We start from the raw sequence: 25,672 nt of genomic DNA on the forward strand, positions 1-25,672 counted from the left end.
CGACGGAAGGGGTGAAACCGATGGAGAAAATTTTGCAGGTGAACGATTTGCATATTTCCTTTGACATCCACGCCGGTGAAGTGCAGGCGGTTCGCGGCGTCACGTTCGACTTGTATAAGGGAGAAACGCTGGCGATCGTCGGCGAGTCAGGGTCTGGGAAATCAGTGACTTCAAAAGCGTTGATGCGCCTGTTGCCGACGCCGCCGAGCCGAATCAAGCAAGGGGAAATTTTATTTGAAGGAAAAGACTTGACCAAGCTGTCGGAGAAAGACATGCAATCGATCCGCGGGGCGAAAATTTCGATGATTTTCCAAGATCCGATGACGTCGCTCAACCCGACGATGACGATCGGAAAGCAAATTATGGAAGCGATTTTAAAGCATCAAAAGCTGTCGAAAGAGGAAGCGCGCAAACGGGCGATTGAACTATTGCAGCTGGTCGGCATTAAAAACGCCGAGCTGCGCATGAAGCAATACCCGCACCAATTTTCCGGCGGGATGCGCCAGCGTGTTGTCATCGCCATCGCCTTGGCGTGCAATCCGAAAATTTTGATCGCCGATGAACCGACGACCGCGCTGGATGTGACGATTCAGGCGCAAATTTTGGAGCTCATGAAAGACATTCAGAAAAAGCTCGGCATGTCGATTATTTTCATCACCCATGATTTAGGGGTTGTCGCCAACATGGCCGATCGAGTGGCCGTGATGTATGCCGGGAAAATCGTGGAGATCGGCACGGTGGATGAAATTTTTTACAATCCGAAACATCCGTACACGTGGGGATTGCTGGCCTCGATGCCGAGCCTTGATCATAAAGATACGGAGCTGTATTCGATTCCGGGTTCGCCGCCGGATTTGTTAAATCCGCCAAAAGGCGATGCGTTTGCGCCGCGCAATCCGTATGCGCTCAAAATTGACTATGAGCTCGAGCCGCCGATGTTCCAAGTGTCTGATACGCACTATGCGGCGACATGGCTGTTGCATGAAATGGCGCCGAAAGTGGAACCGCCGGCGATCGTGCGTGAACGGATGAAACGGTTTGCTGACATCGTCGCCCGGAAAGGAGGAAAACCGCGTGGCTAGACAAAAGCTGCTTGAGGTCAAAAATTTGAAACAGTATTTCCCAGCTGGACGCGGTCAGGTGGTGAAAGCAGTCGACGGCGTCACCTTTGACATTTATAAAGGTGAAACGTTCGGCCTTGTCGGCGAGTCGGGCTGCGGCAAGTCGACAACGGGGCGGACGATCATTCGGCTGTATGAGGCGACAGACGGAGAAGTACTGTTTAACGGCGTTAACGTACACGGCAAAAAATCAAAAAAAGAGCTGAAAGAGTTAAACCGAAAAATGCAAATGATTTTCCAAGATCCGTATGCGTCGCTCAATCCGCGGATGACGGTCGCCGACATTATCGCTGAGGGCATCGACATCCATGGGCTGGCGAAAACGAAAGAAGAACGGATGCAACGCGTGTATGAATTGCTTGAGACGGTTGGCTTGAACCGCGAGCATGCCAGCCGCTACCCGCATGAGTTTTCCGGCGGTCAGCGCCAGCGGATCGGCATCGCCCGGGCGCTTGCCGTCGAGCCGGAATTCATCATCGCCGATGAGCCGATCTCGGCGCTGGACGTTTCCATTCAGGCGCAAGTCGTGAACTTATTGAAGCGCCTGCAGCGTGAAAAAGGGTTGACGTACTTGTTTATTGCCCATGACTTGTCGATGGTCAAATACATCAGCGACCGGATCGGCGTCATGTATTTCGGGAAAATGGTCGAGCTCGCTGAATCGGAAGAGCTGTACCGCAATCCGATCCACCCATACACGAAGGCGCTCTTGTCGGCCATTCCGCTTCCGGATCCGGAAACGGAGCGGACGCGCAAGCGGATCGTTTACGACCCGGCGCAACATGGCTACAAAGATGGAGAGGAACTTGAATTCCGTGAAATTACGCCTGGCCATTTTGTGCTTTGTTCGGAGGAAGAGTATAAGCGGTATCGGGCGATGTATGCCTAGCCGAATCGAAAAAAGCGCCGCTCTTTCACCGCCGCATGGTGCGAACGGCGAAAGAGGCGGCACCCACCTATGCGCCTGTTTTGGCGCGTTATTTTTTTCCCCCGACGACTTTCCATCCTTGTTGGATGCGGCGGGAGGCCTCGACATGCTTTCCACTTTTGTTTCGGCCGAACATCCGCTCTCCGATCGTGTTGCTGATGTTCCCCATCAATGCGGTGAGGACGACGATCAATGCCGAAGCAATGGCAAAGTCGATGAAATAGCCGGCCATCGGTTCTTCCTCCCTTTTCCTTTTCTACTTTGATTGTAGAGGATTTGCCTTTACTTTGGAAGAGGAAAGAAAGAAAATTGCATTTATCATCGAAAAACTATATCTTTCTTGGCCGATGTATTGTATAATATATCATGTTAAAGTCATTTCAATTTGCAAACGATTGGCAAAGCGGCTGATCGCCAGACTGGCGTTCAGGCCGTGTCGCTATGCTGTCAGACGTCAAACCGGCATAGCGGTGCACGTCTGTCGTCTGACGGACGAGGGAAGCAAGGGATTCCTTGTGAAAAAGGAGTGATCAAAATGGTCAAACTATACACATCACCGAGCTGCACGTCATGCCGGAAGGCGAAGGCGTGGCTCGAGAAGCACGATATTCCTTATGTAGAACGCAATATTTTCTCTGAACCGCTCACGGTTGAAGAGATTAAAGAAATTTTGCGGATGACGGAAACGGGGACGGATGAAATCATTTCGACCCGTTCAAAAGTGTTCCAAAAGCTGAACATTAACTTGGAAGCTCTGCCGCTGCAAGATTTGTACGAACTCATTCAAAAAAACCCAGGCATTTTGCGCCGGCCGATCATCATTGATGAAAAGCGGCTTCAAGTCGGCTACAACGAAGATGAAATCCGCCGCTTTCTGCCGCGCAAAGTGCGGGCCTACCAACTCCGCGAAGCGCAGCGGCTGGTAAACGGGTAAGAAAAACTTCTACATGGCTTGCCATGTAGAAGTTTTTTCACACTTGCCGGTCAGCGCACGGCGCGCGTCCGCCGGTGGGCCGCAAAGCCGAGCAAAACGGCAAGAATGGCCGTTAAGACCGGAAACAACGCCTCCCAGCGCGGGTCGTAAAACGGACGCAGCCGCTCTTCGGCAGTGATCATGTTTCCGGCTGTGTATGCCAAAAGGGCGCCGCCGGCATAAATGAGAATCGGGAACCGTTCCATGGCATAAAGGATGATTTTGCTGCCTAAAATGATGATAGGAACGGAACAGAGAAAACCGAACACAACAAGTCCGATATGGCCTTGAGCCGCTCCAGCGATGGCGATGACGTTGTCCATGCCCATAACGACATCGGCGGCGACGATCGTCTGGACGGCTTTCCAAAGCGACGGTTCGGCTTTAATGGCGGCATGTTTTTCGTCTTTTTGCCCCATGAGCTTCAAGGCGATCCAAAACAGGAGGAGGCCGCCAGCTAGCTGCAGAAACGGGATGGTCAACAGCCATACGACCGCTGCGGTCAGCAAAATGCGGACGGCGATCGCCAGCGCGGTGCCGACAATGATGGCCACATTCCGCTTTTGTTCCGGCAAGTTGCGGCTTGCCAGCGCAATGACAACCGCATTGTCCCCGCCAAGAATGACATCAATGCCGATAATCAGCAAGATGGAAACGATGTATTCATCCACCATAGGCGTCCCTCATTCCGTCCGTGTTCATCATCATTATAGTAGGGCATGGCCGGTTTCATAACCAATTTTTAAAAATACGTTTTTTTATTTCCCTTCTTTCGCTTTTTGTCATAAAATATAAAGTACAAGATAGAAGTTTTGAAGAATGTCCAGGGGAACGATCCCTTCCCTTTTTATTTCTTTGGTTTAGAAGGGAGAGTCGGAGAAGATGGAAATTGAACGCATCAACGACCATACGGTGAAATTTTACATTTCGTATGTTGATATAGAGGAACGCGGTTTTGACCGTGAGGAAATTTGGTACAATCGGGAGCGGAGCGAAGAATTGTTTTGGGAAATGATGGATGAGGTTCACGGCGAAAGCGATTTTTCGCTTGACGGTCCGCTTTGGATTCAAGTGCAGGCGCTTGAGAAAGGACTTGAGGTTGTTGTAACGAAAGCGCAGCTGTCCAAAGACGGCAGCAAGCTTGAGCTGCCGCTCCCGGAAGACAAGTGGCGCGAGTTTTCGCTCTCGGCTGATGAGAAGATCGAATCGCTGTTCGGCCATCACTTCCATTTCGGGCGGAACAATGCGGCCGGAGACGAAGAAGCGCAAGACGTGCTTCAATTTATCATTTCGTTCAAAGACATTGAAGACGTCATCTCCTTGGCTCACCGCGCCGACTTTTCAAGTTTGTCGAACCGTTTATTCCAGTTTGAAGGGCGTTATTACTTGTTCGTACAATTTACCGAACAATATAGCGAGCATGATATCGACAATATGCTCAGCCTTCTTCTGGAATACGGAAACGATTCACAGCTGACGATTTACCGCCTTGAGGAATACGGAACTGAAATTATGGGCGACAATGCGCTTGAGACCGTAAAACGGTATTTTCCAGCTCCATAACCTTTTCGTTCATTCGCCGATTTCGCCGCCAGAAATCGGCGTTTTCTTTGTTGGGGCGCTTGGAGGGGGCGGACAGAAAACGCGGGTTGACCCTGTTGTTTTCAAATGGAGAAGCTTTATAACAGCACGCTTTTTCGCACCCGTCGGTCACTTATTTAGAAAATGGCTGCTTTCCCGACCCTTCTAGATAGGAAAGAGAAGGGAAAACCGTGAAACCGTTGGCCGTGAAGTCAAGTATAAAGAATAAGGGGAAAGAGGAACATCAGTTGGAGGGGTTTGGTTGAGAAACGCATCAAGAGTGGCCATTCTTGCTGGCATCGTCGGCCTGTTGCTGGCTTTGACGCACGATTATTGGGAAGGGAAGCTCCTCGGCATTTTCAGCGTGCTCATCTCTTGTTCAGTGGTGTTTATTGCCTTTGTCATTTCGCTTGAAAACCGAAAGCCGGCACAAACGATCGCCTGGCTGGCGGTGTTAGGCAGTTTCCCGATCGTTGGCTTTTTGTTTTATTTATTGTTCGGACGCAACTATTGGCAACAACGGCGCTATAAAAAGAAAGCCGATTTTGATGAGGCGGTGCTGCTCAAGTTTCAAGAGCCGTCGCCGATTGCCGTCGAGCGGCTGCCGATGGCGCCCCATCAGCGTCCGTTGTTGCATCTTGCTTACCGCATTGGCCAACACCCTGTGTCATTGGCATCGCAAACGGCAGTATTGACCAACGGCGACGAGACGTTTGCGGCGATTTTTGCTGAGTTGGAGAAAGCGGAGCATCATATCCACTTGGAATATTATATTGTTCGTCATGATGAAATCGGACAAAAACTGAAGCGTGTTTTGATAGAAAAGGCGCGCCAAGGCGTGCGCGTCCGTTTTTTGTATGATGCTGTCGGCAGCTGGAAGCTGTCGAACGATTATATCGAAGAGCTGCGCGCTGCCGGGGTTGAGATGATCCCGTTTTCGCCGGTGCGCCTGCCGTTTTTAAGCAACCAAATCAACTTCCGCAACCACCGGAAAATCATCGTCATTGACGGGAGTGTTGGCTTTGTCGGCGGGCTGAATATTGGCGACGAGTATTTAGGAAAAAACGAGTATTTCGGATTTTGGCGCGACACGCATTTGTTGATCCGGGGCGAAGCAGTCCGGACGTTGCAGCTTATTTTTTTGCAAGATTGGTATTATATGACGGGAGAGCGGCTGCTGACGCCGGACTACTTGTCGCCGCCTCTCATTGTAGAAGAAGGGCAAGGCGGCGTCCAGCTCATCGCCGGCGGTCCGGATCAAAAGTGGGAGGTCATTAAGCAGCTGTATTTTGCTATGATCACAGCAGCGAAACGGTCGATTTGGGTGGCTTCGCCGTATTTTGTGCCGGATGAAGACATTTTGACGGCGCTGAAAGTGGCAGCGCTAAGCGGCATTGATGTGCGGTTGCTTGCGCCGAAGCGGCCGGACAAAAAAATCGTTTTTTACGCTTCTCGCTCGTATTTCCCAGAGCTGCTGGAGGCAGGGGTAAAAATTTATGAGTATGAACGCGGGTTTTTGCACAGCAAAGTCATTGTCGTCGATGGCGAGCTGGCTTCAATCGGCACAGCGAACATGGATATGCGCAGTTTTCATTTGAATTTTGAAGTGAACGCGTTTTTGTATTACACGGACAGCATCGAGAAACTAGTGCGTGACTTTTTGGAAGATTTCCGCCACTCGTCGCCGATTGACTATGAGCAATTTCAGCAGCGTCCATTGCGGGTGCGGATGGCTGAATCCGTTTCCCGCCTGCTGTCACCGCTGTTGTAACCTCGTTCGCCAGCGCGTCTGATTCCAGTCCGCCGCGCCCGGGCGGACTTTTTTGCTGCTTGGCAGGAAAAACAAGAACCATTGCCGAAGCCATAAACGAAGGATGGACAAAGGAGAAAAGGAGTGACCGAATTGTTTGTCGCGCTCTCGTCTGAAGGTCGTCCGGTCTCGCTTATCGGTGCAGAAGCTTGGGGGCGGGAGCGGCTTGAGCGCTTAAAAGGCGATGGACCGTTTTTTTGTCCCGCCTGCCGGAACGAAGTCGTGATGCGGTCCGGTGCCCATCGCCTGCCGCATTTCGCTCACCGGAAAGGAACGGCGTGCCCGTCTGAACATGAGCCGGAATCGGAACGGCATTTGACCGGAAAGCGTGATTGGTTTGTATGGCTGACGAGTCAAGGAATGGAGGCGAAGCTCGAGCCATATTTGCCCGCTATCGGACAGCGCCCTGACGTGCTGTTTCGCTGCGGCCCCCATTTGTATGCCCTCGAATATCAATGCTCCACCATCGATGAATCGCTCTTTTGCCAACGCAATGACGGCTACCGGCGCCTTGGCATCCGCCCGCTCTGGGTGCTGGGGGTCCACCATTTGCGCCGTCTGCCGAAACGGTCGGATGAGGTGAGGATTTCCCGCTTTCAGTGGCTGTTTGCCCAGCGCGCCCCGTTTTCCGTTGCTCTGCGTGTATGGTACTACTCCCCCGAAACGAAACAGCTGACTTGTTTATCCCGCCTGCAACCGCTGTCGGTGAGCCGGACGCTGGCGGTGATCGCTTCCTCCCCCCTTTCGCGGCTGTCCTTCAGTGATGTGATGACGGCTCATCCGCCGCTGCTTTCCCCTTCATTTTGGGAACAATGGCTTAACCAGAAAAAACAGTGGCGGCGGACGTTTCCGCTTTATCCTAACCGCAAGATGCGCCGCATTTGTTCGGATTTTTATCAGGCAGGCATCGTCCCGTCGCTGTTTCCGACGGAAGCCGGCTGGCCGTTGCCGCGCGGCTATGCATGGGAAACGGCCCCGTTCATTTGGCAGACGTACGTGCTTTTGCCGTTCCTCAGGCAGCCCGGGCGGCCGGTCACGATGGCGTCGTTGTTGGGATGGGTCGACGAGCAAATCCGCACCGGACGGCTTATGCCGCGCCGGCTGCCGCTTGTTGGACGGGATGATTACCGACAGGCGGTCAGCGAATATGTGCATTGGCTCAGGCTGCTTGGCTACGTACGTTGCAAGGACGGTGGACAGTTGTACTTAGCCAAACCGCTGTCATTCCCGGCGACGGTCGAAGATGTCATTCGCCAAGATGCCGCCCTTCTTGAGCAAATCGAGCGGACGCCGGCGCTTGCCTCGTACTGGACAGCGCTCGAGATGTCAGGAGGCGGAAAAAATAAGCAAAAGACAGGAAAAACAGCCAAAAATGGTGAATAATAATTCGTGTATCGATATTAAAAGGAGCAAATCGAGCGGACGCCGGCGCTTGCCTCGTACTGGACAGCGCTCGAGATGTCAGGAGGCGGAAAAAATAAGCAAAAGACAGGAAAAACAGCCAAAAATGGTGAATAATAATTCGTGTATCGATATTAAAAGGAGGGACATAAAGGTGGGAGACAATAAGGCCAAAAAATCGCTTCCATCCCGGAGCGAAATCCCCGTCGAGGAAACGTGGCGGCTTGAGGATATTTTTCCGACTGATGACGCCTGGGAGCAGGAGTTCCAACAGGTGAAAGCGATGATCCCGAAGCTCGGGGAGTACAAAGGACGGCTTGGGCAATCGCCGCAAGTGCTGTATGAAGCGCTGCAATACCAAGATGAAGTATCGATGCGCCTCGGCAAGCTGTATACATACGCCCATATGCGCTATGACCAGGATACGACCAACTCGTTTTACCAAGGGCTGAATGACCGCGTGAAGGGCTTATACAGCGAGGCGTCGAGCGCCATGGCGTTCATCGTCCCAGAACTTTTATCCATCGATGAAGCGGTGCTTCGTTCGTTTCTTGAGCAATACGAGCCGCTTCGCTTATACGCGCACGCCTTAGACGAAGTGACACGCCAGCGCCCGCATGTGTTGTCGGCGGAGGAGGAAGCGTTATTGGCGCAGGCGGCCGAGGTTATGCAGGCGACATCGAATACGTTCAGCGCGCTTAACAACGCTGATTTGACGTTCCCTACGATTGTGGACGAAAACGGCAATGAGGTAGAAGTAACGCACGGCCGGTTCATCCGCTTTTTGGAGAGCACTGACCGCCGCGTCCGCCGCGATGCGTTCCATGCGGTGTACCATACGTACGAAAAGTTTCAAAACACGTTTGCCAGCACGCTTGCCGGAACGGTGAAAAAACATAACTTTTTTGCCCGCGTCCGCCGTTATGAATCGGCGCGCCAAGCGGCGCTCGATGCCAACAACATCCCAGAGAGCGTGTACGACAACTTGATTGCCACGGTTCATGAACATTTGCCGCTTTTGCATCGCTATGTGCGGCTGCGCAAACAAGTGTTGGGGCTTGACGAGCTCCATATGTATGACTTGTACACGCCGCTTGTGCAAGATGTGAAAATGGACGTGACGTACGAGGAAGCGAAGCAATATATGCTTGACGGGCTGGCGCCGCTCGGCGAGGAGTATGTAGCGATCGTCAAAGAAGGGCTTGACAACCGTTGGGTCGATGTGCGCGAGAACAAAGGGAAGCGGAGCGGTGCGTATTCGTCGGGAGCGTATGGCACCCATCCGTACATTTTGCTCAATTGGCAGGACAACGTTCACAACTTGTTTACGCTCGTCCATGAGTTTGGCCACTCGGTCCATAGCTACTATACGCGCAAAACGCAGCCGTATCCGTACGCCCATTATTCGATTTTCGTCGCTGAAGTGGCGTCAACGTGCAATGAAGCGCTCTTGAACGATCACTTGCTGAAAACGATTGATGATGAGAAGAAACGGTTGTACTTGTTGAACCATTATCTTGAGGGATTCCGCGGCACTGTCTTTCGGCAGACGATGTTTGCGGAATTCGAGCATCTGATCCACCTGAAGGCGCAACAGGGCGAAGCGTTAACGGCTGAGACGCTCACCTCGCTTTATTATGATTTAAACAAAAAGTATTTTGGCGATGAGATTGTGGTCGACCAAGAAATCGGCTTGGAATGGTCGCGCATTCCGCATTTTTATTACAACTATTATGTGTACCAATATGCGACCGGCTTCAGCGCGGCAACAGCGCTCAGCAAACAAATCTTAGAGGAAGGCGAACCGGCGGTGAAACGGTACATTGACTTTTTAAAAGCCGGCAGCTCGGACTACCCAATCGAAGTGCTGAAAAAAGCCGGCGTTGATATGACGAGCGCCGAGCCGATCCGCCAGGCATGCCAAGTATTTGAGGAAAAACTTGAGGAAATGGAGCGGCTGCTTGGGAAATAAAATGGATGCAGCGCCACGCCTGCATCCATATCGAAAAACGTATATCGTCTTATTTTCCCTACAGCCGCAGCCGTTTTGACGAAAATCCCTTAAACTGGCGGCGGCGGTTCCAAGATGCCACGAGTCCAAGCAGCGTCAAAAACAACAGCGGCATCGTCGCCCACAAGGGAAGCAGCCGCATAAGGCCTAAAAGGTTAAGGAAAAATGCGGCGATGGCCGCTGCCGCCCAAACGCATAAAACGATTCGTTTTTTCACGTTGTTCGCCTCTTTCTCGGTTCTTTTATGTTCAATATATGTCCGCTGTCCATGCAGTCATGACAAACAGCGACGGGGAAGGGAATTATGACAATAATGTGAACAAACGAGCAAACGGGTTGTCAATCCGGTCGGGCGTTTGGTAAGATAAAGATGTGAACGGAAGACAAAACCTGATACCCCTTTGTTTGACCGTGAACAAATTCTCCCATCCCCTTTGTTGTCTTGACGACAAGAAAAAGCCCGGCTTCGGCCGGGCTTTTTCTTGTCGGTCGCACGCTACAGGCGGGCTTTTTCGATATAGCGCCAAAACGTTCCATGCTTGACAGGCACCCGCTCGACCTTTTGTTTCAGCTGCAGCTTTTTCATTTCCGTTTCCGCTTCTTGGATGGTCCAATTGTACACAACGGCAACTTCTTTCGTGGCGACGAACTTAAAATGGCTTAAAAATGATTCCAGTGGAGGGGGAGGAGACGGCTTGGGATGGAAGCCAAGCATTTCGGCGATCAGTTCGACGTAAATGTCATACGGATAGCATCCGGAAATTTTAATGCCTTCATCTTCAATGTTTTCATTAAATAAGACAAGCGTCGGTATTTCGTCGACATCCATTTCCGACGTGATTTTCAAATCACATTGGAACGCTTTTACCGCTCCCGGTGAGTGCATATCGCGCAGAAATTCATCGACGTCAAGACCAGCTTCGGCGGCGCATTCGGCGAGCACCGACAAATCAGAGACATTTTGTTTTTCGAGAAAGAGCTGTTCTTGCAGCTTGCGTAAAAAGCGGAGGCCGGCCCGCTTTCCTTGCATTTCCGCCGCTTTAATGGCGAGCGATGGGGCGAACGGGCTTGAAATCCGATTTTCGAGCCAAACGCTGCCGTCGCATGACATGCCGGTGCGGCAAGCCGCCCATTCCCATGCTTTGGCCATTGCCTCCGGCTTTGTTCCTTTGTGCGCGCCCCATGTCGCCCATGTTCCGCTCAATATGTGCCTTAAGGTAAAAAAACGGCCGTATTCGATTGTCAATTTTTTGATGATCGGTTCAAGCCCCCAGCATTCCGGGCATAACGGATCGATAAACAAATACAACTCAAGCGGTTTGTTCGTGTTGCCTAACGGCTGGGAGGAGGCGCAAGGCGGCGCCGCTTTCCCAGCAAACTTCTCACTCAAGGGAATGCTCCTTTCCGTCCGAATGATCCGGGGTGTTGACCATATGGTGGGCAGTGAGAACGAGCCGGTGATAAAACTGTTCGCGCGCCGGCCCGGACAGACCGATTTCATCCATGGCCGCCCGCATGCAGGCAAGCCATGCTTCCGCCCGCTTCGGCGTAATTTCAAAACGAAGATGGCGGGCCCGCATCATCGGATGGCCGTGTTCCGCCGTGTAAAGCGGCGGTCCGCCTAAATATTGTGTTAAAAACTGCTTTTGCTTGCGGGCGATTTCCGTAAAATCATCAGGGAAAATCGGCCGCAAGTCTGGATGAGCCGCGACGCGCCGGTAAAACGCTTCGACCAGCTTCGCAATCGTCTCTTCTCCGCCGATTGCTTCATAAAGAGTTTGCCATTGTCCTCCCATCGCGGATGCTCCTTTAGCTGTCGTTTGATTGCTATTTTATCAACAGCGGCTGTTTATCTCAAACAAAGTGACTCGCCTGCCATTTATGCACGGTAGCTTTGCAGCACGCGCTCGACGTAGGCGCGTGTTTCGGCAAACGGAGGCACGCCGCCGTAGCGGTCGACATGGCCCGGCCCAGCGTTGTAAGCCGCCAAGGCGAGGGCAACGTTGCCATTGTACCGGTCAAGAAGTTGGCGCAAATATTTAACTCCGCCATCGATGTTTTGCGCCGGATCAAGCGGATCATCGACGCCGAGCATTTTCGCCGTGCTCGGCATGAGCTGCATCAGCCCGAGCGCCCCCGTGCGGCTTTTCGCATCGGGGCGGAAGTTGGACTCGTGGCGGATGACGGCGCGAATCAGGCGCGGATCGACCCCATATTTGTCTGCCGCGGCATTGATGAGGCTATCAATGGAAGACGGTGCATGTGAAGCGGCTATCCCTTTCGCCTCCTGTGCGGCGAGGCTGCCGCCGGCAAATGTTGGACCCGGATTTTGCCGATCATTGGCCATCGCCTCCGCCTGGTTGCTGAGGTATTCGGCGAGCAAGCTTGAAAACAGCGGCGGAGCGGTCGATGGCAATAGGGTTGAGCGCCCGGGAGAGAACGTCTTGAGCGCCTGAAGCTCGACGAGCAACTGCAATGGTGAAATGGTCATGGTCTTTCCTCCATTTCGTATTTCCGGGCGTAGAAGCGGGCGATTTTGTTCGGCGCCGGGCGGCGCGGGATGCCAAGCGATGCGAGCAGGCGCAAAAATCGCTCCTCCCCCGTTTTGGCGTTGTCCGTTTCATATTCGAGTTCGTAATCTTCACTTTGCAAGTAGAAGTTGCGGTCAAGGAAAAGCGTACCGCCTTCGTACGGCCATTGGGCGCGTTCGGTGACAAGAGAGCCGAAATGGCGCACGTTGGATGGATCAATGCCCAGTTCCGCAAGCAAGGCCGCGATCGTTCCGTGCAGCGGCACGCCCGTGAGCAGCGCCTCCGCTTCGGAAGGGGTGAGCGGCACGTGCGTCTCGAGAAGCGCCCCATCCGCCCGCGTTTGTTTCAGCGTCAGCGTAAACCGCCCTTCTTTCGCCCGGATGCGCAGCGCTGCCGCCCGTTCTTTTAAGGCGAATGACGGAGTGTCAAAGTAATGGTTTTCCTGGCGGAAGAAAACGCCATCATCCAACCGGAAGGCGGCGCGGACGGCCGCAAATTCCGCTGCCGTTAACAAGTTTTTCAATTCGATTTCGACCTCTTGATGCATCGTGAATCTCCCTCGGGAAAGATCATCGTCTCCCTCTATTATCAGCTGTTTTTCGGCGAATATCAATTATTTCGCCCGCATAGGCTGAATATGGTAAAATAAAGGGCGGATGGTTGGTGTGGAAGGAGAGAAAGCATGAACGAAAAATGGATCGTCGAGCGGGCAGAGCGAAAAGACGGCCGGCTCTGGCTGAAGGTTGATGATGCGCTTGTTTTGCCCGCCGGTGTTATGCCGAAGCGCCATATGCTTGTTGACTCAGATGCATTGGCGTTTGTGTATATATTGGAAACCGAGGATCGCTTTCTATATGTCATGGTTCCGAAGCCATGGTGGCCCGAGCTGAAAGAGGCGCTTGACGCCAAGGAGCCGGTTTGGCTTCAATGCGGGGGAGAAGTGCTCGAACTTGAACAGTTTCACGATGAATTGTCATATTTGCTCGAAAATATTCGTGACAACGCCAACTATGGCGAGGCGCTTGAACGAGCAGTACAAGAGATGTTTTTTACCGGATGAGCCGTCCGGTTGCCTGCCTTTGGGCGTGAGGGGAGGCGGAGCGCGCCAAAGGCCGCTTACCGTCAAAGCGGCGCTGGGAAGGTGCGGATGCTTTCTCTTGGCCCAGGCTGTCAGGAAATTGAAAATAGATAGGCAGGTGGTACGATGGTAAACCATTGGGATTTGTTTTTAGCCCCGTATAAGCAGGCAGTCGAAGAGCTGAAAGTAAAGTTGCGAGGCATTCGCGCCCAGTTTGAGATGATTGAAGCGCACTCGCCGATTGAGTTTGTCACCGGACGCGTGAAGCCGGTTGCCAGCATTTTAGACAAGGCGCAAAAGAAAAACATCCCGCTCGACCGCCTCGAGGAAGAGATGCAAGATATTGCAGGACTGCGCATCATGTGCCAGTTTGTCGACGATATTAAAACGGTCGTCGAGCTGCTGCGCCAGCGCAACGATTTTACAATCGTCGAGGAGCGCGACTATGTCACGCAAAAGAAAGAAAGCGGCTATCGTTCATACCACCTCGTCATTCGGTATCCGGTGCAGACGATCCGCGGCGAGAAAAATATTTTGGCGGAAATTCAAATCCGCACGCTGGCGATGAACTTTTGGGCGACGATCGAACACTCTCTGAACTACAAATACAGCGGCCGCTTTCCGGAAGATATTAAAGCCCGGCTGCAGCGCGCGGCGGAGGCTGCCTACCGCCTCGATGAGGAAATGTCGAAAATCCGCGTTGAAATTCAAGAAGCGCAGGCCGCCTTTTCACGAAAACAAGAAGCAAAAGGGGAAGGACAATGAAACGAACTGATGCGCCGCTGGCCTTCGCCATTACGTCAAAAGGGGATGATGTGTCGAACGCCCTCGCGCAGAAGATGAAGACGTATTTGCTTGATTTTGATTTGCGCTATGATGAGGAAGCGCCGGATTTGGTCATTTCCGTCGGCGGGGATGGAACGCTGTTGTACGCGTTCCATCGCTATTGCCATCGGTTGGACAAGACGGCGTTTGTCGGCGTCCATACCGGCCATCTCGGCTTTTATGCCGATTGGGTGCCGGAAGAAATCGAAAAGCTCGTGATTGCCATCGCCAAAACACCGTATCAAGTGGTGGAGTACCCGTTGCTTGAGGTGACGATTCGTTACATTAACGGTGGGCGCGAGGCGAAGTATTTAGCGCTCAACGAATGCACGGTGAAATGTGTGAGTGGGACGCTCGTCATGGATGTTGAAATTCGCGGTGATTTGTTTGAGCGGTTCCGCGGCGACGGGCTGTGCATTTCCACGCCGACCGGGAGCACGGCCTATAATAAGGCGCTCGGCGGGGCGATTTTGCATCCTTCGCTTGAGGCGATTCAAGTGACCGAGATGGCGTCGATCAACAACCGCGTGTTTCGGACAATCGGTTCGCCGCTTGTGCTGCCGGCGCACCATACGTGCTTGCTGAAGCCGGTCAACCATATCGATTTTCAAATTACGGTCGACCATTTGTCGCTCGTACATAAAGAAGTCAAATCGATTCAATGCCGGGTCGCCGACGAGAAAGTGCGTTTCGCCCGTTTTCGGCCGTTTCCGTTTTGGCGGCGGGTGCGCGACTCGTTTATCGCCGACTGATGGAAAACCCGCCTCCTTGGTTAGGCAACGCTTCCCGTTTGCGGCGAGGTGATGGTCTTTTGGCGCGGATGCCGATTCCGTTTTAGCGGCGCCAAAGGAAAGTGGATGGAACACGATGAGCAAGACGGAGATTTTTGATCAGAAAGGTGACGAACATTGCCGCCGTTTACCATGACCTTTTCCATCGATGAACAGCACGACGGAAAGCTGCTGCGCCAGTTTTTGCAGGAGATGGGCATTTCAAGAACCGCGCTTACCGATATTAAATTCCATGGAGGGGCGTTGTTGATTGACGGCTGCCCAGTCACGGTCCGCCGCGTGCTGCGCGCCGGTGAGACGCTGTCGGTTGTGTTTCCGCCGGAGCGGACGAGCGATTGGATGGATCCGGAAGAGATGCCGCTTCATATCGTGTACGAAGATGATTACATCCTTGTCGTTGACAAACCGGCCGGGTTGGCCACGATCCCGTCGCGCCATCATCCGGGCGGAACGCTTGCCAACGGCCTGCTGCACCATTACCGAAGGCAGCGGCTCGATTCAACCGTCCATATTGTGACAAGATTGGACCGCGACACGTCCGGGCTTGTGCTCGTTGCCAAGCACCGCCACGTTCACCATTTGTTGTCCACGCTCCAGCAAAAAGGGAAGGTGGCGCGCACATATGAGGCCATTTGCCACGGCGTCATGGTTGATGACGAAGGGACGATTGATGCGCCGATCGGCCGCCGGGGAGACAGCATCATCGCCCGCGAAGTGCGGGAGGACGGCAAGCCGGCGGTCACTCATTTCCGGGTGCTCGAGCGGCTTCGCGGCTATACGCACGTGTCGCTGCAGCTTGAAACCGGACGTACGCACCAAATCCGCGTCCATTTGGCTTATGTTGGCCATCCGCTCGCTGGGGATGACCTCTATGGCGGGAGTCGGGAGATGATCGACCGCCAGGCGCTCCATAGCCGTCAGCTCTCGTTTTTCCATCCGTTTGCGCGCCGCTGGTTGACATTTGCCGCTCCGCTTCCCGGGGACATGGCGCATCTCATTGAAACGGTGCGCTCGTCAACTACCCCCACTTAGCTAACGCTTGAAGTGGGGGCTTGCAACTCCCCAGAAGTACAAGCGGACTTCGTCCTCCTTCCTTGACTTGGGGTTGCATCAGGGCAGGTTGACAACTACCCAACGACGCAGGTCATGCCTGCATCGTTACCGATTCTCTCGGTGTGTCTGTTGGCAGTACTTGGCTTCCACACACAACAGACGGATCTACGCTCGATGTTTTACGGTTACAACGTTTCCTGTAACCAACTCCATACATCGAGTAGCAGTTATTGGAGTGCCTTTATTAAACGGTTTTCTCCACGCCTTTATTCTATCATACACAAAAGAAAAGGGGAACGCGCATTCCTCTCCCACTTACTCCCTTTGGTCGTTGAAGTGGGAGTCTCCTGCGCGAAATAGGATGAAGCGCCGGTTACGGGAACGAACGGAATTTTTCCGGAACGTATGGCATCGATGACGGAACCGAGACGGTCTCCATTTCCGGGTAGCGCAACGCAGTGAGCGCACCGCCGAACACACAGCCGGTGTCAATGTTGACGGTTCGTCCGACAAACCGCGGAGTTTTGACAGGCGTATGGCCATAGACGACCCATGCGTCGCCGCGATACCGCTTCGTCCAGTCGCGGCGCACCGGCGTCCCGTCCGGGTTCGTTTCGCCGGTGATGTCTCCGTATAGGACGAACGTCTTGACTTTTTGATCCGTCCGCCCGATATAATCATGGCGAATGCCGGCGTGGGCGATGACAAGGCGCCCCTCATCCAAAACGGCGTACAGGGGCGCCTGCTCATACAGGCGGATAAATTTGCGGCGGACCATCTCCTGTTCGCTCGGGGGCAAGGCGCGATATTCCGCGACGGTCGTCTCAAGACCATGGGCGATTTGCACGTTGCGCCCTAAAAAGAAGCGGTACAGCTTATTGCAATGGTTGCCCGGCACGTAGTAAGCCAGCTTTCGCTCGACAAGGGCGGAGACGATCTCAATCATGTTTAGCGACTCGGGGCCGCGATCGGTCAAATCACCGACAAACCCGAGCTTTCGGCCGCCAGGATGAACGGGAATCCCTTCGTTCCATACATACCCTAGTTTTTCTGTCAACGCAACAAATTCTCGGCGACAGCCATGAATATCGCCGATAATGTCAATGGCCATAGGATGCTCTCCTTTCTGACTATGGTCGGTATACTACCAGTATGTCCGTCAGACAATAGAAAGAAAAGAGGAGATTGCGCCGGGACAGCCGCAAAATGGGTGGCGGCCGGCAAAAACGAAGCCGCCTGCCGGTGATGGGCAAGCGGCTATTCATCGCTCGCGAACATAAATTTCCGCGTCCGCGAATGGACATTTAAGACAAGGCCGATCGCCAGCATGTACGTGGCGAGCGAGCTTCCTCCGTAGCTGATAAACGGCAGCGGCAGCCCGGTAATCGGCAGCAGCCCGATCGTCATGCCGATGTTTTGGAACACTTGGAACGTGATCATGCCGACGACGCCGGCGCATAAATAGCTGCCATACAAATCGTTGCTCTCAAGCGCGATATGGACCATGCGGTAAACAAGCAGGAAAAAGAGCGAAACGACGATGCTCGAACCGACGAATCCGAACTGTTCGGCAATAACCCCGAAAATAAAGTCGGTATGCGCCTCAGGCAAGTACACTTGTAAATTGCCGAGCCCCTTCCCGTACAGCCCCCCCGAGCCGATGGCCATCAACGAACGGATGAGCTGAAACCCCTGGTCGGTCGAATATTCATACGGTGCGAGCCATCCGTAAAACCGGTTTAATTGGTAATCTTCTTCAATGATATATTTATGAAAAAAGTCCGGAAAATAAAAGTATATGAATACAATGGATGCCACGGCCGCCACTCCGGAAAAGACGATGCCGAAAATGATGCGCCAACGGATGCCGGAAACGAGCACCAAGGTGGCGGTGATGGCCGTAAATACCATCGACATGCCCATGTCCGGCTGCTTGGCCAACAAGATGAGCGGCGGCAACACGGTGAGGGCGATTTTGCCGAGCAGCTTGAAATCATCGCGGATCATGGGTTCAGGGTATTTTTCCCGATGATTGACGATGATGCGGCTTAGGACGATGATCATAAAAATTTTCATCAGCTCGGATGGCTGAAAGTTCCCGCCCGGGAGGCTGTACCAGCTTGTCGCTCCTTTAATCGTCACGGAGCCCGGAACGTTCAGTTCGAGTCCGAGCAACAGCAGCATCCCGAATCCGTACAAATACCAAGCGATTTGAAACAGCCGATCATAGTCGACGATCATGGTGAACGCAATCACGACGGCGCCGATCACGTACCATTGCAGCTGCTTGGAAGCGAAGTTGACGTTCTGCAGCTTCTCGGGAAGCATCGGCTCCGCGCTGTGAATGGCGATGGCGCTCACCACGGCCATTAAGAATAAAAGAAATAATAAGTGATAATCAAGCTTCGATTGGGAAAAACGGTCATGATCCATGGAACGATCCTCTCCATTCAAATGTACCATATACCATATTAGCGAATTGAGTCGGTTTTGCAAAGTGGGAAAAACCGCCGGCAGCAAGAAGGAGCCAAAAGGCAAAAAGAAAGCGCGCATTTACATTGTTTGCCGCATCGCCTATAATAGAATTATCACCTGGTGCTAAGAATAAATGATAATTGGGAGGATGAACGAATGGTCTTATCATTGGAAGGACGTACATATGTCGTAATGGGGGTGGCGAACAAACGAAGCATCGCCTGGGGCATTGCTCGTTCGCTTCATGCTGCCGGCGCTCGGTTGGTGTTTACGTATGCCGGCGAGCGGTTTGAAAAAGAGGTGCGGGCGCTGGTCGATACGCTTGGGGATGAACGCTCCCTTCTGCTGCCGTGCGATGTGGCAAAAGACGAAGACATCGTTCAATGTTTCGCGCAAATCAAAGAACAAGTCGGTGTCATCCACGGCGTCGCTCATTGCATCGCCTATGCCAATAAAGAAGACTTGAGCGGTGAGTATATGAATGTCAGCCGCGAAGGCTTTTTGCTCGCCCATAACATCAGTGCGTATTCGCTCACCGCGGTGGCTCGTGAAGCGAAAGAGCTGATGACGGAAGGCGGCAGCATCGTCACCCTTACGTACTTAGGCGGCGAGCGCGTCGTGCAAAACTACAACATTATGGGTGTGGCGAAAGCGTCGCTTGATGCGAGCGTGAAATATTTGGCGAACGATTTGGGCAAATACGGCATCCGCGTCAATGCCATTTCCGCTGGACCGATTCGCACACTGTCGGCCAAAGGGGTGAGCGATTTCAACTCGATTTTAAAGCAAATCGAAGGACGCGCTCCGCTCCGCCGGACGACGACGCAGGAAGAAGTCGGCGATGCGGCGCTGTTTTTGTTCAGCGACTTGTCGCGCGGCATCACCGGGGAAATTATTCACGTCGACTCGGGATACCACATTTTAGGATATTAAAAATGTGCGAGCAGCCGTTCCTGTTGATGGAGCGGCTGCTTTTTGCTTGACTTGGGCAATTATTGAGATCACGGGCATACATATATAAGGTAAGGCAAGCATGGAAAAGGGGGATCGACGTGCGGAAACAAAACGTTGTGGAGACGGAGCCGTTGCTTTACATTGTGCAGCCAAAAGCGATGCGGGCGGCGGCGCATATGCAAGAAACGTTTATGTGGACTAGCCGAACGCAACAGGAAGAGGAAGGAAATTCCAACGATGAACGAGGCGGCGAGGAGGAACCGACTGAATTTTTTGCCAAAAAAGAATTCCAAGCGATGGCGCTCGACGAACGGCTGGCCTTTTTGGCGGAGCTGCCCGGCCATTTGCCGCCGCTTAAATGTCAGTTTGTCACGCAGGAGCAAAGCTATGAAGGTGTGCTGAAGCGATGCACAGCGGATGAATTGGTGATCGCCGACGAGCGGGGGAACGAAACCGTTATCGGCCGCGCCGGACTTGTTTCCGTAACGATGATCGGATTTGTGCCATAACGGTTTCCCTTTCCCGCGTCGAAGCACAGCGTTGCCCGGATGCGGTGCATCGTCGGGAAAGGGATGGCCATAGTTCATGCCGCCCCCTCACTGTTGCAGGAGACATTCCCATTTGGCTTGCGGTTTATTTTTTGAGGCTTGCCGCTTTTCTTGCTGACGATGGTCCATTTGCGCCCGGAAGGCTTGCAATTACAAAAGGCTTGTCATCATGTTTTGCTTGAGCCCGTTTGCGGTTCAAATGCGTTTTTGTCGCCGAGCCTGGCATCTGTCGGTTGCCGCTTGCAATAGTAAAAGGTTTCGAATGGCGGCCGGTTTGCACGTTCCGGGGGGCAGGAGCGCCTTTTGCGCTTTCGGTTTGTGACGCCATCGCCTCTTTTTGTTTGGCGCTCTGTTGATCGTCTGCCAGTGAGGCGGCACGTTTTTTCTTCCGTTTTTCGTTTTTCACATTCGCTTTTTCTGTTTTGGGAGGCATTGTCCGCGCCGCTGTATTCTTTTTCGACCGTTCCGTTTCTTTTGGGTCCGTTTGAGGCGACACCGGTTGTCCGAATGCCTCTTCTGTTTGCAGTTCGGTTGTGAGAGCAGCTGTGGATTCGAATTCTTTGGCTTGCTCCCACACTTCCAATAGAAGCCATACTTTTTCCTTTTTTAGCTCGCCGGCGATATCCCCCTCGGTTTCCGACAGGCCGTAGCTGTGCAACACTTCAAACAACAGGCGGGATCGTTTTGAGGCTACGATCAGTTCCTCCTAGCGCCAATGGTCGGTTAATAAGAGTGTATGTAAAGGGAAACGAGTTGGTATAGACAGGTGCACTAGGCCATGGCGAAAAGGGGCGGCAAAAAATAAGGCCGACCGCGCTCTTTGGCGCTGGCCGGCAAGGCTTTTCTTGATTATTCTTCTCTTGTCTCTTGTGTTAAAAACCTATACTCCATCATATGATTGGCGTAGGAGAGCGTTTGGGTAAACGTCCGCACCGGAGCAGGTTCGCCTGCTGCCGGGCCGAGGAGGCGGAAAAAGCGCACGCCTCCTTTTGCGGCCGCGGCGAGCGGAAAGGGGAGAGGAACGTGGATGACCCGTTTTCCTTTATTCTTCTTTGTTTAGCCAGCTTTCGCCTGACGAGGCTCATCGTATACGATACGATCACCGCCTGGCTTCGCCGGCCTTTCCATGAATGGGTGGAGGAGGAGCTTCCGGACGGAAGAAAAGAAGTATTTCTCATTTTGAAGGGCAGCGGATTGCGGCGCTGGATCGGCGAACTGCTAAGTTGCTACTGGTGCACCGGGATATGGTGTGCAGCGTTTTGTTATATTGGGGTTGTTGCTTGGCCGGCCGTTTTCCAGCCGCTGATCGTGCTGCTCGCAGTCGCCGGCGGGGCGGCGCTGATTGAAACGGTTGTCAGCAAGTGGCTCTCGTAAGGGGAGAGACGCTATATAGATGCAACAAAGAAGTTTAACATATCCTTGACAGAAAAGTGGTTTGCCCATTTTCGACTGTCGAAGGCAAGCGTGTGGCTTGCCTCCGTCACGCCTTAGCGTGACGGAAGACCGAACAACGACTCGCTTCACAGACCCATTCATGGGTCTTTAAGCGGCGTTGTTCGGTCACTCGACAGTCGGATGCAATGACCGGCAAAGACGAAAAATGTTAAAGCTTTAAATTGCATCTATATAGCTTGCGTCATCCGGACCGGCTGCAGCGGAAAGCTGCCGCCTGGATGGCTGGCCGACGGCTTCCGCCGGTGGGAGATTGTCTTTCGGTTGGTCTTGGACACTTGAAGCATCATGCCCCCGCTGCTGCTGTCAAGCAAAGATCGTTGCTGCCGACAAGACGAGGCCGGCTGAAGCCGGCCGGGAAAAGCAGCCGCTCCATTGGATGGGGCGGGCTCCGTTTACCATTGGACGGTGATGCGGTTGGCCGCGGCGGCTCCTTTGGGCAGTTCAGCGCCATATACGAAGCCGTCGACTGTCAGGGAGCGGACGTTGCCGGACGGTCGAACCGCAATCTCAAACTGGGAAAAGCGCCGTTCTTCACCTGGTTCAATGGGGACGCCATGGAGCGGGGCAATCCAATATTCGCCGTTTTGCCGCACTTTTTCCCGCCAGTTTTCTTGGATGAACGTCCAACCTTCGGCGCCGCTGTCAGCCAGCCCCTCCTGTGCGGCGCGCCCGCTTTGGGGGAGCGCAATTTTTCCGCTCAGCACCGCTGCTTTCGGCGGCGAGATGCGGAGGCAGACGACCGGATGGTGAAGCGGCGCGGTTCCGCTGTTGCGGATGATGAAGTCGCCAATCACGACAATTTCTTCTTCATCAAGGTGCGTCGGGATCATAACCGAGTAATGAAACAGCGCCAGCACGGAAGCGGCTGGATCGGCGCCGGTGGTTTGTTGCGGTCCGGAGACGCGATGCTCTGCCTCTTCGAGCGCGATTTCATACAACAAAAGCTGGCGCTCCAAGGCCGCGATCTTTTTCTTGTACATTTCGGCGTTGACTGTTTCGGCTTCACGCAATTTTTCTTTTAGATAGGCGCTGCGCATTTTTTCTTTTTCCAGTTCGGCCTCAAGCTGCTTGATCTGTTGCCTGCACGAGGCGGCTTCAGACCGGTAGTGAATAATTTGCTGCTGCAGGCGGAGGTGCCGGTCATCATTCGCATTTTTCACTCGTTTTCCACCCCTTCCATTTTTATCTTATGTATACGCGGAAGGCAAATGCCATATAAAAAAGGCTGTTGTTGAGAACAACAGCCTAAGCGGTGCGGGACGTTACATTGCTGGGAATACGTCCGGGCATTGTGGCGGGAATTTGGTTGTCGGGCACAGCGTAGCTTCGGCAAGTTCTTCGCGCGGTTGGCAGAAGCGGGCTTCAACTTCGATTTTGACGTCAGCTTCCACTTGGACTTCAAGGCATAAGGTGATGGAAACGTCGAGTTGAGTGAAGTTGTCCGTGCAAACTAAGCTTGTATCGCATTCAAAGAAGGAAATATGGCAATTGAGCTGCGTGCCTTCCGGAGCGCATAAGATGAATGTTTGCGCCGTGGCAAACGGAATCGGCGCCGATTGGCTAATCACCGTGCCGGTCGGGCTGACAATTTGCACAACGACGTGTCCTTTGACGAGCGCTTTGACTTTTTGCAATGTCACGGTCTCCCCGGAAGGAAGGGTGACGTTGACGGGCTGCCGGCCGTTTGGCTGCATGATTTCTTGGCAAATCAGCGCATCCTGGTCAACAACCGGATCGATTGGATTTCCGGCAGCGTCTGTCAAGAAACAACGAATGGCAAAGTTTTGCGGGTCCATGTTTTGCGTTGCCAAAAAGTCGCAAATCGTCCCGTCTCCTGGACAAGTGTCCGATGGGAAAATCGTTTCCAAATCATCGCCGTTGAAGCTTTTTAATGGCACGTCGATTTGCCGCGTCACCCAGTCATAAATTTTGCGTGTTCTGATGCATACCCTTTCCGTATCGCGACGGTAATGGCCCATTTTCTCGTTCCTCCTATCGTTCATTTGTTCCCCAACGCCTAATGGTTTGGGACTACTGTATACTATGAATGATATAGGTAAATGTGTTGGGACAGATGTGGATTTTTTATCGGCAGGCGTCTGCCGGACGATGAAATAAAGGGGGAGATGACGAATGAGAGAACAACGGGGAGCGGCGAAGGCAGGAACAAAAGGGATAGATGAACGGCGGCTGGCTGAGCGGATTGCTGAGCTGGAGCGCCGGCTCGAAGAAGCAGAGGCAGAAAATGTAGTGTTAAGGGAACTGGCTTACCAAAGCAAGCAACGTTATGAGCAAATAAAGCAGCTGATGAAACAAAACGACGAACTTCGCCGCCAGCTGCAGCAGCTGCAAGGAGAGACGGGAGGAGTACGTGACGAAGAACGGCCGGACAGCTGGTTTTTCCGTACGCTGCGCCAAGAAAACGCGATTGTGCCCCACCCGGACGAGCGCAAGGAAAAATGAGGCGCACCCTTGGCCGATAGGGCCATACAATAGCAGTAGCCATACATTTTTTTTATCTGGAGGGATGAGGCCATGACGAAACCAATCTCGCCCAAACCGACGGCTTGGGTGCTCACCTCAACAACCCAGCCAGTGCGGCGCCCGAGAGGCTGCGGCTGCGGCCGGCCGCCGGTCGTAAAGAAATAGCACAAATCCGTGAGAAGCGCCTATACTCCGCTTCCTCTCCTTGCATAGTCTAACAGTGCAACTAGGCGAAAGGAAGGGGGGAAGGGCATGTCGGATCGGAAAAAAGCGAAAGTGATTCATGTCGATAAATTGATCATTCATGCCGATGACATCGTCATTATGCCGCGCGGCCGCATCCGCGATCCATGGTTGTTCCCGCACCGCGATGATACGGAAATGGGAGCCGTTGAAGATGCGCGGGACCGGGATAAGGAAGAACATGGTGAAGGAGGCTATGATCGAAACGAAGGAGAACAGAGACCGTTCTCGTGGATCTAGCCATAAAGCAAATGGGGGACGCCAACGGTGGAGCGTTTTAAAAATTACGGGCTTTGGCTGGCAATCGGATCGTTTGCCGTGATTGCGCTTGAGACATTCGGCGTCGACATTGATCTTGGCAAATATGAACAACTGTACCATGCCTTCTTAAGCATTTTGGTGATGGCCGGTATTTTAAACAACCGTCGCTCGGCCGCGGTTATTCCGATAAAGTTGATGACAAGTCGTAACCCGCATGGGCGCCTGCAGAAGGCGCCCTTTTCGTGCCCGGAAAGGCTGGAAAGGCGGGAGAACGTTTTGCAGAAAATGACAATTATAATTTGGCGGAAAAAAACCATTCTAAACATTGTCACCACCAATCTTACACCATATAAGGAGGACATGAATCATGACGGTTGCAACACAAGTGAAACAAACATTGGCGGGGTTAAAATCGGCTCAAGCGAGCTTCGAAACGTTTGCTTTGCAAACCGAAAACCAAGCCGCGAAACAGCTTTACCAACAAGCTGCCCAACAAACGCAGGCGGTCATTGATTTGGTGAACTCGCGCATGCAAGAAATTCAAAACGAAGAGCCACAATATAAACAACAATAACCTTCGCAGAAGCGAATGGGATGGTTCAGGCGGAAAGGTTGGCACAGCACGCCAACCTTTCCCGACTTGGCGGAAATACATAAAAACGAATGGGTTGATGAAGATGAAAAAATGGTGGTTGGCGGCCGTCGTTGCGATGATCGCGGTCGGCGGCTGCGCCAAAGAAGAAACGGAACAAAAACAATCGCTGCAAGGGGCAAACCTACTGAGAACCCAAACGTCCGGGACGGCGAAACATGCGGAGCTGAACCAAGGTCCGGCCGAGCGGGCGGCCAGCTATTTGCGCGGGCGCGACGATGTTCGGGACGTGGTGGCGGTCAACAGCGGGGATCGGTTGCTCATTGCTTATCAAATTCCCCATATGAAGCGGTGGAGTCGAAAACAAATTGAGAAAGACATTGACCAAAAACTGCGCGACCTGTTTCCTGGCTATGACGTTGTTTCCTCGAGCGATTTGAAAATTTTTTGGAAGACGAAGGAATTAAAAGCCAACATGGACAATCGACGCTGGGATGAACGAAAAGTCAATCGGGAAATCAGGCGTATTGAAAAGCTAAGCAAAGAGCAAACATAAG

General features: G+C 52.9%; 30 protein-coding genes and 1 pseudogene. 19 read left to right on the forward strand and 12 right to left on the reverse strand.

Going from position 1 to position 25,672, the window contains the following annotated elements; genetic code table 11:
• Positions 1 to 20 precede the first annotated feature (20 nt).
• Positions 21 to 1,082 (forward strand): ABC transporter ATP-binding protein, encoded by a 1,062-nt coding sequence (locus ACR1UW_RS05680; RefSeq protein ID WP_060788912.1) that lies wholly within the window; start codon positions 21 to 23, stop codon positions 1,080 to 1,082.
• Complete coding sequence (locus ACR1UW_RS05685) at positions 1,075 to 2,010, forward strand: ABC transporter ATP-binding protein (RefSeq protein ID WP_068894952.1); 936 nt, start codon at positions 1,075 to 1,077, stop codon at positions 2,008 to 2,010. Before ACR1UW_RS05680 ends, ACR1UW_RS05685 begins: the two co-directional genes overlap by 8 nt.
• Positions 2,011 to 2,098: 88 nt before the next feature.
• Here the strand turns inward: ACR1UW_RS05685 and ACR1UW_RS05690 are convergent, their stop codons facing one another.
• Positions 2,099 to 2,281 (reverse strand): hypothetical protein, encoded by a 183-nt coding sequence (locus ACR1UW_RS05690; RefSeq protein WP_011230317.1) that lies wholly within the window; start codon positions 2,279 to 2,281, stop codon positions 2,099 to 2,101.
• Positions 2,282 to 2,584: 303 nt separating this feature from the next.
• On the opposite strand from ACR1UW_RS05690, the gene spxA reads away from it, so the two are divergent.
• Positions 2,585 to 2,983 carry a transcriptional regulator SpxA gene (gene spxA / locus ACR1UW_RS05695; RefSeq protein WP_033010430.1) on the forward strand — a complete coding sequence of 133 codons (399 nt, stop codon included), beginning with the start codon at positions 2,585 to 2,587 and terminating at the stop codon, positions 2,981 to 2,983.
• Positions 2,984 to 3,033: 50 nt separating this feature from the next.
• On the opposite strand, the gene ACR1UW_RS05700 is transcribed toward spxA, so the two are convergent.
• Positions 3,034 to 3,696 carry a TerC family protein gene (locus ACR1UW_RS05700; RefSeq protein WP_498934847.1) on the reverse strand — a complete coding sequence of 221 codons (663 nt, stop codon included), beginning with the start codon at positions 3,694 to 3,696 and terminating at the stop codon, positions 3,034 to 3,036.
• Positions 3,697 to 3,904: 208 nt separating this feature from the next.
• Here ACR1UW_RS05700 and mecA point away from each other — a divergent pair, with 208 nt between their 5' ends.
• From mecA to pepF, 4 genes are all read left to right on the forward strand, one after another.
• A complete protein-coding gene (mecA, locus tag ACR1UW_RS05705) occupies positions 3,905 to 4,585 on the forward strand; it encodes an adaptor protein MecA (RefSeq protein ID WP_033010433.1) in 681 nt (226 codons plus the stop codon).
• Between the two features lie 280 nt (positions 4,586 to 4,865).
• A complete protein-coding gene (gene cls / locus ACR1UW_RS05710; RefSeq protein ID WP_160268918.1) occupies positions 4,866 to 6,374 on the forward strand; it encodes a cardiolipin synthase in 1,509 nt (502 codons plus the stop codon).
• A gap of 123 nt (positions 6,375 to 6,497) precedes the next feature.
• Positions 6,498 to 7,796 carry a competence protein CoiA gene (locus tag ACR1UW_RS05715; protein ID WP_498934849.1) on the forward strand — a complete coding sequence of 433 codons (1,299 nt, stop codon included), beginning with the start codon at positions 6,498 to 6,500 and terminating at the stop codon, positions 7,794 to 7,796.
• 124 nt (positions 7,797 to 7,920) lie between these two features.
• The gene (gene pepF / locus ACR1UW_RS05720; RefSeq protein WP_498934852.1) at positions 7,921 to 9,786 is read left to right on the forward strand and encodes an oligoendopeptidase F; all 1,866 of its coding nucleotides are present in this window, start codon (positions 7,921 to 7,923) and stop codon (positions 9,784 to 9,786) included.
• Positions 9,787 to 9,844: 58 nt separating this feature from the next.
• Here pepF and ACR1UW_RS05725 read toward each other — a convergent pair whose 3' ends face one another.
• The 5 genes from ACR1UW_RS05725 to ACR1UW_RS05745 all read right to left on the reverse strand — a co-directional run bounded on the left by ACR1UW_RS05725 (position 9,845) and on the right by ACR1UW_RS05745 (position 12,903).
• Entirely contained in the window at positions 9,845 to 10,042 is a 198-nt protein-coding gene (locus ACR1UW_RS05725) for a hypothetical protein (RefSeq protein ID WP_033010435.1), read from the reverse strand.
• 279 nt (positions 10,043 to 10,321) lie between these two features.
• Positions 10,322 to 11,215 carry a ClpXP adapter SpxH family protein gene (gene spxH / locus ACR1UW_RS05730; RefSeq protein WP_498934854.1) on the reverse strand — a complete coding sequence of 298 codons (894 nt, stop codon included), beginning with the start codon at positions 11,213 to 11,215 and terminating at the stop codon, positions 10,322 to 10,324.
• Positions 11,208 to 11,621, reverse strand: a complete 414-nt coding sequence (locus tag ACR1UW_RS05735) for a globin domain-containing protein (RefSeq protein ID WP_033010437.1) — start codon at positions 11,619 to 11,621, stop codon at positions 11,208 to 11,210. The genes spxH and ACR1UW_RS05735 overlap by 8 nt, the downstream gene beginning before the upstream one ends.
• 83 nt (positions 11,622 to 11,704) lie before the next feature.
• Positions 11,705 to 12,316: a lytic transglycosylase domain-containing protein gene (locus tag ACR1UW_RS05740; RefSeq protein ID WP_498934856.1), complete on the reverse strand. Its 612-nt coding sequence runs from the start codon at positions 12,314 to 12,316 to the stop codon at positions 11,705 to 11,707.
• The gene (locus ACR1UW_RS05745; RefSeq protein WP_429880588.1) at positions 12,313 to 12,903 is read right to left on the reverse strand and encodes a CYTH domain-containing protein; all 591 of its coding nucleotides are present in this window, start codon (positions 12,901 to 12,903) and stop codon (positions 12,313 to 12,315) included. Before ACR1UW_RS05745 ends, ACR1UW_RS05740 begins: the two co-directional genes overlap by 4 nt.
• Before the next feature lie 135 nt (positions 12,904 to 13,038).
• On the opposite strand from ACR1UW_RS05745, the gene ACR1UW_RS05750 reads away from it, so the two are divergent.
• The 4 genes from ACR1UW_RS05750 to ACR1UW_RS05765 all read left to right on the forward strand — a co-directional run bounded on the left by ACR1UW_RS05750 (position 13,039) and on the right by ACR1UW_RS05765 (position 16,082).
• Positions 13,039 to 13,416, forward strand: coding sequence for a UPF0738 family protein (locus ACR1UW_RS05750; protein WP_044743407.1), 378 nt, complete (start codon positions 13,039 to 13,041; stop codon positions 13,414 to 13,416).
• A 144-nt stretch (positions 13,417 to 13,560) separates the two neighbouring features.
• On the forward strand, positions 13,561 to 14,199 hold the full coding sequence (gene yjbM, locus ACR1UW_RS05755) for a GTP diphosphokinase (RefSeq protein ID WP_033010443.1): 639 nt from the start codon (positions 13,561 to 13,563) through the stop codon (positions 14,197 to 14,199).
• Positions 14,196 to 15,011 (forward strand): NAD kinase, encoded by an 816-nt coding sequence (locus ACR1UW_RS05760; protein ID WP_044743408.1) that lies wholly within the window; start codon positions 14,196 to 14,198, stop codon positions 15,009 to 15,011. Before yjbM ends, ACR1UW_RS05760 begins: the two co-directional genes overlap by 4 nt.
• Positions 15,012 to 15,167: 156 nt before the next feature.
• Positions 15,168 to 16,082 carry an RluA family pseudouridine synthase gene (locus ACR1UW_RS05765; RefSeq protein ID WP_498934860.1) on the forward strand — a complete coding sequence of 305 codons (915 nt, stop codon included), beginning with the start codon at positions 15,168 to 15,170 and terminating at the stop codon, positions 16,080 to 16,082.
• A 394-nt stretch (positions 16,083 to 16,476) separates the two neighbouring features.
• Here the strand turns inward: ACR1UW_RS05765 and prpE are convergent, their stop codons facing one another.
• Positions 16,477 to 17,214 carry a bis(5'-nucleosyl)-tetraphosphatase PrpE gene (prpE, locus tag ACR1UW_RS05770; protein WP_044743410.1) on the reverse strand — a complete coding sequence of 246 codons (738 nt, stop codon included), beginning with the start codon at positions 17,212 to 17,214 and terminating at the stop codon, positions 16,477 to 16,479.
• Between the two features lie 146 nt (positions 17,215 to 17,360).
• Positions 17,361 to 18,536, reverse strand: coding sequence for an FtsW/RodA/SpoVE family cell cycle protein (locus tag ACR1UW_RS05775; RefSeq protein WP_237420489.1), 1,176 nt, complete (start codon positions 18,534 to 18,536; stop codon positions 17,361 to 17,363).
• Positions 18,537 to 18,734: 198 nt separating this feature from the next.
• Between ACR1UW_RS05775 and fabI the strand changes: the two genes are divergently transcribed.
• Together fabI and ACR1UW_RS05785 are read left to right on the forward strand one after the other, a co-directional pair.
• On the forward strand, positions 18,735 to 19,511 hold the full coding sequence (gene fabI, locus ACR1UW_RS05780; RefSeq protein ID WP_498934863.1) for an enoyl-ACP reductase FabI: 777 nt from the start codon (positions 18,735 to 18,737) through the stop codon (positions 19,509 to 19,511).
• A 119-nt stretch (positions 19,512 to 19,630) separates the two neighbouring features.
• Positions 19,631 to 20,041, forward strand: coding sequence for a CotO family spore coat protein (locus ACR1UW_RS05785; RefSeq protein ID WP_050368376.1), 411 nt, complete (start codon positions 19,631 to 19,633; stop codon positions 20,039 to 20,041).
• A 124-nt stretch (positions 20,042 to 20,165) separates the two neighbouring features.
• Here ACR1UW_RS05785 and ACR1UW_RS05790 read toward each other — a convergent pair whose 3' ends face one another.
• Entirely contained in the window at positions 20,166 to 20,750 is a 585-nt protein-coding gene (locus ACR1UW_RS05790; RefSeq protein WP_498934866.1) for a hypothetical protein, read from the reverse strand.
• 353 nt (positions 20,751 to 21,103) lie between these two features.
• Between ACR1UW_RS05790 and ACR1UW_RS05795 the strand changes: the two genes are divergently transcribed.
• Positions 21,104 to 21,454: a DUF1360 domain-containing protein gene (locus tag ACR1UW_RS05795; RefSeq protein ID WP_033015715.1), complete on the forward strand. Its 351-nt coding sequence runs from the start codon at positions 21,104 to 21,106 to the stop codon at positions 21,452 to 21,454.
• 473 nt (positions 21,455 to 21,927) lie between these two features.
• Here the strand turns inward: ACR1UW_RS05795 and ACR1UW_RS05800 are convergent, their stop codons facing one another.
• Entirely contained in the window at positions 21,928 to 22,695 is a 768-nt protein-coding gene (locus ACR1UW_RS05800) for a tropomyosin (protein WP_498934868.1), read from the reverse strand.
• Between the two features lie 102 nt (positions 22,696 to 22,797).
• Positions 22,798 to 23,514, reverse strand: a complete 717-nt coding sequence (locus ACR1UW_RS05805) for a BMQ_0737 family morphogenetic spore coat protein (RefSeq protein ID WP_498934870.1) — start codon at positions 23,512 to 23,514, stop codon at positions 22,798 to 22,800.
• A gap of 154 nt (positions 23,515 to 23,668) precedes the next feature.
• Between ACR1UW_RS05805 and ACR1UW_RS05810 the strand changes: the two genes are divergently transcribed.
• From ACR1UW_RS05810 to ACR1UW_RS05830, 5 genes and pseudogenes are all read left to right on the forward strand, one after another.
• Positions 23,669 to 23,998, forward strand: coding sequence for a spore coat protein regulator protein YlbO (locus ACR1UW_RS05810; RefSeq protein ID WP_047817949.1), 330 nt, complete (start codon positions 23,669 to 23,671; stop codon positions 23,996 to 23,998).
• Positions 23,999 to 24,271: 273 nt separating this feature from the next.
• The gene (locus ACR1UW_RS05815) at positions 24,272 to 24,502 is read left to right on the forward strand and encodes a hypothetical protein (protein WP_498934872.1); all 231 of its coding nucleotides are present in this window, start codon (positions 24,272 to 24,274) and stop codon (positions 24,500 to 24,502) included.
• Positions 24,503 to 24,529: 27 nt separating this feature from the next.
• Positions 24,530 to 24,732: pseudogene (locus ACR1UW_RS05820) on the forward strand (holin).
• Positions 24,733 to 24,890: 158 nt separating this feature from the next.
• On the forward strand, positions 24,891 to 25,097 hold the full coding sequence (locus ACR1UW_RS05825) for a DUF1657 domain-containing protein (RefSeq protein WP_011230352.1): 207 nt from the start codon (positions 24,891 to 24,893) through the stop codon (positions 25,095 to 25,097).
• A 97-nt stretch (positions 25,098 to 25,194) separates the two neighbouring features.
• On the forward strand, positions 25,195 to 25,671 hold the full coding sequence (locus ACR1UW_RS05830; protein ID WP_011230353.1) for a YhcN/YlaJ family sporulation lipoprotein: 477 nt from the start codon (positions 25,195 to 25,197) through the stop codon (positions 25,669 to 25,671).
• The last annotated feature ends 1 nt before the right edge of the window (position 25,672 follow it).

It is taken from the genome of Geobacillus lituanicus (assembly GCF_050994965.1).
Lineage (GTDB): Bacteria > Bacillota > Bacilli > Bacillales > Anoxybacillaceae > Geobacillus > Geobacillus stearothermophilus.

Coding starts and splice junctions, on each gene's coding strand:
- ACR1UW_RS05680 (WP_060788912.1), top strand. CDS start 21: ATGGAGAAAATTTTGCAGGTGAACGATTTGCATATTTCCTTTGACATC.
- ACR1UW_RS05690 (WP_011230317.1), bottom strand. CDS start 2,281: ATGGCCGGCTATTTCATCGACTTTGCCATTGCTTCGGCATTGATCGTC.
- spxA (WP_033010430.1), top strand. CDS start 2,585: ATGGTCAAACTATACACATCACCGAGCTGCACGTCATGCCGGAAGGCG.
- ACR1UW_RS05700 (WP_498934847.1), bottom strand. CDS start 3,696: ATGGTGGATGAATACATCGTTTCCATCTTGCTGATTATCGGCATTGAT.
- mecA (WP_033010433.1), top strand. CDS start 3,905: ATGGAAATTGAACGCATCAACGACCATACGGTGAAATTTTACATTTCG.
- pepF (WP_498934852.1), top strand. CDS start 7,921: ATGGTGAATAATAATTCGTGTATCGATATTAAAAGGAGGGACATAAAG.
- ACR1UW_RS05735 (WP_033010437.1), bottom strand. CDS start 11,621: ATGGGAGGACAATGGCAAACTCTTTATGAAGCAATCGGCGGAGAAGAG.
- ACR1UW_RS05740 (WP_498934856.1), bottom strand. CDS start 12,316: ATGACCATTTCACCATTGCAGTTGCTCGTCGAGCTTCAGGCGCTCAAG.
- ACR1UW_RS05745 (WP_429880588.1), bottom strand. CDS start 12,903: ATGCATCAAGAGGTCGAAATCGAATTGAAAAACTTGTTAACGGCAGCG.
- ACR1UW_RS05750 (WP_044743407.1), top strand. CDS start 13,039: ATGAACGAAAAATGGATCGTCGAGCGGGCAGAGCGAAAAGACGGCCGG.
- yjbM (WP_033010443.1), top strand. CDS start 13,561: ATGGTAAACCATTGGGATTTGTTTTTAGCCCCGTATAAGCAGGCAGTC.
- ACR1UW_RS05760 (WP_044743408.1), top strand. CDS start 14,196: ATGAAACGAACTGATGCGCCGCTGGCCTTCGCCATTACGTCAAAAGGG.
- prpE (WP_044743410.1), bottom strand. CDS start 17,214: ATGGCCATTGACATTATCGGCGATATTCATGGCTGTCGCCGAGAATTT.
- ACR1UW_RS05775 (WP_237420489.1), bottom strand. CDS start 18,536: ATGGATCATGACCGTTTTTCCCAATCGAAGCTTGATTATCACTTATTA.
- fabI (WP_498934863.1), top strand. CDS start 18,735: ATGGTCTTATCATTGGAAGGACGTACATATGTCGTAATGGGGGTGGCG.
- ACR1UW_RS05805 (WP_498934870.1), bottom strand. CDS start 23,514: ATGGGCCATTACCGTCGCGATACGGAAAGGGTATGCATCAGAACACGC.
- ACR1UW_RS05810 (WP_047817949.1), top strand. CDS start 23,669: ATGAGAGAACAACGGGGAGCGGCGAAGGCAGGAACAAAAGGGATAGAT.
- ACR1UW_RS05815 (WP_498934872.1), top strand. CDS start 24,272: ATGTCGGATCGGAAAAAAGCGAAAGTGATTCATGTCGATAAATTGATC.
- ACR1UW_RS05825 (WP_011230352.1), top strand. CDS start 24,891: ATGACGGTTGCAACACAAGTGAAACAAACATTGGCGGGGTTAAAATCG.
- ACR1UW_RS05830 (WP_011230353.1), top strand. CDS start 25,195: ATGAAGATGAAAAAATGGTGGTTGGCGGCCGTCGTTGCGATGATCGCG.